Source organism: Streptomyces solincola (genome assembly GCF_002982015.1).
GTDB lineage: Bacteria > Actinomycetota > Actinomycetes > Streptomycetales > Streptomycetaceae > Streptomyces > Streptomyces solincola.
The window spans coordinates 1-4,716 of the sequence record NZ_PVLV01000608.1; the positions used below are offsets into that span (position 1 = coordinate 1).

At 75.4% G+C, this 4,716-nt stretch carries 6 protein-coding genes; 5 read left to right on the plus strand and 1 reads right to left on the minus strand.

What is annotated here, in order from left to right; genetic code table 11:
* The coding region (locus C6N75_RS28115; protein ID WP_105871673.1) for a VOC family protein at positions 1-256 on the plus strand (256 nt) is incomplete at its 5' end.
* Here C6N75_RS28115 and C6N75_RS28120 read toward each other — a convergent pair.
* Positions 244-990, minus strand: a complete 747-nt coding sequence (locus C6N75_RS28120; RefSeq protein WP_105871674.1) for a MerR family transcriptional regulator — start codon at positions 988-990, stop codon at positions 244-246. The genes C6N75_RS28115 and C6N75_RS28120 overlap by 13 nt on opposite strands.
* A 206-nt stretch (positions 991-1,196) precedes the next feature.
* On the opposite strand from C6N75_RS28120, the gene C6N75_RS28125 reads away from it, so the two are divergent.
* The 4 genes from C6N75_RS28125 to C6N75_RS28140 form a co-directional block, all read left to right on the plus strand.
* On the plus strand, positions 1,197-1,394 hold the full coding sequence (locus C6N75_RS28125; protein ID WP_105871675.1) for a hypothetical protein: 198 nt from the start codon (positions 1,197-1,199) through the stop codon (positions 1,392-1,394).
* A 194-nt stretch (positions 1,395-1,588) separates the two neighbouring features.
* Entirely contained in the window at positions 1,589-3,244 is a 1,656-nt protein-coding gene (locus C6N75_RS28130; protein ID WP_105871676.1) for a PP2C family protein-serine/threonine phosphatase, read from the plus strand.
* Positions 3,241-4,377 carry a cobalamin B12-binding domain-containing protein gene (locus tag C6N75_RS28135; RefSeq protein WP_105871677.1) on the plus strand — a complete coding sequence of 379 codons (1,137 nt, stop codon included), beginning with the start codon at positions 3,241-3,243 and terminating at the stop codon, positions 4,375-4,377. Before C6N75_RS28130 ends, C6N75_RS28135 begins: the two co-directional genes overlap by 4 nt.
* The coding region (locus tag C6N75_RS28140; protein WP_105871678.1) for an STAS domain-containing protein at positions 4,374-4,716 on the plus strand (343 nt) is incomplete at its 3' end. The genes C6N75_RS28135 and C6N75_RS28140, both read left to right, overlap by 4 nt.

Here is a 4,716-nt window from a genome sequence, read left to right on the forward strand (position 1 = left end):
CTACTTCCTGGGCGGCGGCTTCCTGGAGCTGTCCGGCCGCTCCGCGCAGCCGCCCCAGCGCAACCTGCGGCTGTGGATGCAGGTGGCCGACGTCCAGGCCGCGTACGAGGAGGTCGCCGCGCGCGGCGCGGACATCGTGCGGCCGCCGCGCAAGGAGCCCTGGGGGCTGGTCGAGATGTGGCTCGCCGATCCCGACGGCGTGGACATCGCCGTGGTCGAGGTGCCCGAGGACCACCCGCTGCGCTACCGCCCCTGAACCCCGCCCGCCGGCGGGCGCCCGAGATAGGCGTGCAGGGCCGCCGAGGCGGCCAGGCAGCGCACGCTGCGACCGGTCACCTCCTGCTCCCGGCGCGCCAGTTCGGCCAGCACCCGCTCCGGGCTGCCGGACTCGCGCAGCCCGGCCAGGACCGCCTCGATCGTCGCCAGCGGCCGGTGGCCCCGCCGCAGCAGCGCGATCACCCGCGCCGCGTGCAGCTCGGCGCGGCCGTAGCGGCGGTAGCCGGTGCCCGGCTCCCGCTCCGGCCGCAGCAGGCCCCGCGCCTCCCACAGCCGGAGCACCGGCGGACGCACCCCCGCCACCCGGGCGGCCTCGCCGATGCGCAGCGCCCCGCGGCCGGAACCCGGCGCCGGCGGGCCGGCCGCCAGCACCTCGGTCAGCGCCGTGTGCAGCGCGGCCAGCTCCGTGCGCTCCCGGTCCAGCGCGGCGTGCCCGGCGTCCAGCGCGGCCAGCGCGGCCGGCAGGTCGCCCGCGTGCACCGCGCGCATCACCGCGCGGGCGGTCGGCCAGCCGTGTCCGGCCGCCAGCTCCCGCAGCGCCGTCAGCGCGGCCAGGTGCGCCCCGGTGAAGACCCGCTGACCGCCCGCACCGCGGCCGGCCGGCGGCAGCAGCCCGTCGGCGGCGTACCCGCGGATCCGCTGCGCCGACACCCCGGCGGCCCGGGCCAGGTCCCCGACCCGCAGTCCGTCCACCGCCACGGCGCCCTCCCTCATGGTTGAGACATTCCGGACACCGAGCGCCGCACTCCGGGGCCGAGTCCGGCCCAACCCTGCCACAGCACTTCAATGGAAGAATGAACACCGAAGCCGGCGGCCCGAGTTCGGGGTCGGCCGGGAAGCGAGCGAATGACGTCCGGGGTGCGCCCGAGGCGCGTCCTGGGCACGTCCGGGGCGGGCCCGCGGACGAGGAGGAGGGCCACATGAGGTTCGTACTGGAAGTCAGCGTCGACCAGGGGAAGATCGCCGAGGACACCGCGGCGGAGCTGGGCCGGATCCTGCGCTACTGGGGAGGCAACCTCGGCCACTACGCGCTGGAACCGGGGGACGGCTCCGTCGTCTACGACTCGGACTACCAGGAGGTCGGCCGCTGGCGGATCGAGCAGGGCGACGATTCCTGACCGATCGGGGTCCACAACCGACCGGTGTGGGTAGGAGGCAGACGACCGGGCTTCCGACTCTGCCCGCCGTGGGTGGCGCGCCCCGGCGAAAGACCGACTCGGGTTGATGCCGGAGGGTCACGTGCGGGATGGTGGGTCAGGACCTGATTTCCAGCGGAAGGTGAGGAGGCCCGCCTGAGGGCGGCCTCGCGAACATGACGACTTTCGAAGGCGCCTCGCGCCAGCCGCGGGGCCTGGTGCGACATGTGGGCGCCTCGTGGATGCAGGCGCCCTATCCCGCCCTGGTCGCCGACGCCGCCGGCGGCGTCGTGCAAGCCAACGCCGCCGCCGCCCGGCTGTTCCCCGGCGCCGTCAGCGGCGCCTGGCTGGACACCGCCGTGCCCGGCTGGCTCGCCGACGCGCACCGCCGCGCGAGCGACGACGGCGCGTCCGCCCGCCCGGTGCGCGGACGCCACGAGGACCTCACCCTGGAGGCGCACCCCACCGTCGGCGCGGACGGCGACATCGTCTGGTGGCTGGTCGACGACACCGACCGGGTGCTCGCCGAGACGGCACTCCAGAGCGAACGCCGGCGCACCGCCTTCCTCGCCGACGCCTCCACCCAGCTCCTCGCCTCGCTGAACGTGCAGCGCTGCATGGAGGTGACGGTGCAGCTGGCCGCCGCGAACCTGGCCGACGCCGCCATGCTCGTCCTGCCCGCAGCCGGCCGGCGCCACCCGCTCGCGGTCAGCGTCGGCGGCGGGCCGGTGCGGCACAGCTCCGCCCGGATCGACCCCGCCGCGGTCTCCGGCCTCGCCGAGGCGCTCCAGGGCTTCCCGCCCGTCCCCTCCCGCTGGATCGACCCGGCCACCCTCCCGCCCTGGGCGAACCCGGAGGGCTTCGACGGACCGGCCGGCTCCGTCGTCGTCACCCCGCTGCCCGGCCACGGCGTCCCCGCCGGGGCGCTGATCCTCCTCCGGCGCGGCGACCACGCCGCCTTCGACGCCTCCGAGGAGGTCTTCGCCCGCATCTTCGCCGCCCGGGCCGGCGCGGCCCTCTCGGCGGCCCGCCTCTACACCGAGCAGGCCGGCATCACCGCCACCCTCATGGTGGAACTGCTGCCGCCCAAGCTCCACCAGGTGCAGGGCGTGGAGTTCGCCGGCGGCTACCGCGCCTCCCGCGACACCGAGCGCATCGGCGGAGACTTCTACGACGTCCACCCCGGCGCCGGACCCGGCCAGGACACCCTCGCCGTCCTCGGCGACGTCTGCGGCAAGGGACTCGACGCCGCCGTCCTCACCGGCAAGATCCGCACCACCCTCCAGGCGCTGCTGCCGATGGCCGACGACCACCGCAAGCTGCTGCAACTGCTCAACGGGACGCTGCTGACCAGCCGGCACGCCCGCTACGCCACCCTGGTGCTGGCCTCGGTACGCCGCGAGGGCCGCCTCACCAGGCTGCGCCTGACCAGCGGCGGCCACCCCCGCCCGCTGATCGTGCGGCGCAACGGCGAGGTCGAGGAGGCCGACACCGCCGGCACCCTGATCGGCGCCCTGCCCGACGTCAACGCCCGCACCGCCGAGATCGACCTGCACCCCGGAGAGGCCTGCCTGCTGTACACCGACGGCATCACCGAGGCCAGGGGCGGCCCGCTGGGCGACGTCCTGTTCGGCACCCGCCGGCTGCGCGAGGCCCTGGCCGACTGCGCCGGCATGCCCGCCGAGGCCATCGTCGAACGGGTCCAGATGCTCGCCGGCGAGTGGATCGGCGACCGGGCGCACGACGACATGGCCGTGGTCGCCATCTCCGTCCCGCACAGCAACCACCTGACGGCGGTGGACGGCCACACCCGGGGCAGGTACACCGCATGACCCCAGCGCTCGACCCACCGGAACACGCCACGGCCGGCCCCGGCCGGCGACCCACCCCGCAGACCGCCCGCGAAGAGCTGTGGGCGGCCGTACGCGACCGCGACGAGCAGGCCGCCGCCGGAGTCGTCTTCGATCTCCTCGACGAGGGCGCCGACCCGGAGCAGGTCCTGCTGGACGTGATCGCCAAGGTCCAGTTCCGCGTCGGGGAGGAGTGGGCGGCCGGCCGCATGACGGTGGCCGCCGAGCACGCGGCGACCGCGATCCACGACCGGATCATCGCCGCCATGTCCCACCGCGCCGCCCCGGGCCGCACGGCCGGCGCCGAGACCGCCGGCGCCGTGGCCGTGGCCTGCGTCGACGGCGAGTGGCACGCGCTGCCCGCCCGCATCCTCGCCGAGGTCCTGCGGCTGCGCGGACACCGGGTCGACTTCCTCGGCGCCCAGGTGCCCACCCCGCACCTCGTCGCCCACCTGCACCAGACCGCCCCCGTCGCCGTCGCCCTGTCCTCCTCCATCCCCACCAGGCTCCCCGCCGCGCACGCCGCGATCACCGCGGTGCAGGCCATCGGCGTCCCGGTGCTGGTCGGCGGCGCGGCCTTCGGACCCGGGGGACGCTACGCCGCGCTGCTCGGCGCCGACGCCTGGGCTCCGGACGCCCGGGCCGCCGCCGACACCCTCGCCCGGGGCGTGCCGCGCCCCGTGGCGCGCGCCATGCGGCAGACCGTCGACGACCTGCCCCACCTGGTCGACCAGGAGTTCACGCTGGTCAGCCGCAGCAGAGCGCAACTGGTGAAGAACACCGTCGCCGGACTGGAGCGGCGGCTGCCGGCCATGCACGCCTACACCGAGGCCCAGCGCGAACGCACCGTGGAGGACATCGCCCACATCGTCGACTTCCTGGCCACGGCCCTCTACACCGACGACGCCGGCCTGCTGACCCGGTTCCTCGACTGGACCGGTGACATCCTGGAGGCCCGAGGGGTTCCCGCCACGGTCCTCGACCCCGGTCTGGCAGTCCTCCAGGAGGAGCTGAAAGACTTCCCCCGTGCCCTGGACTTCCTCGTCGAGGGGCGCGCCGTCCTCGACGGGCGGGGCTCCTGTCCCACCATCCCCAGCCCCGGAAACGAAGCATGACCACGTTCCCCGACGACACCTTCGGCCTTGAGGTCCGCAGCGGCGACGCCATGGACGTCCACGTCCGCATCAGTGGCGACCTCGACTACGACACCGCCGAGGACCTGCTGCAGACCGCCCGCCGGCACCTCCAGGCCGACCGGCCGCCGCGCGACTTCCACCTGGACTGCGAGCAGCTCACCATGTGCGACTCCATGGGGCTCGCCGCGCTGCTGCTGATCCACCGCTACGCGCTCGCCGCCGGGTCGAGGCTGCATCTGGACAACCGCCCCGACCTGCTGGAGCACCTGCTGGAACTGACCGGCACGCTCGACCACTTCGCCCAGGCCGAGCCGGCGG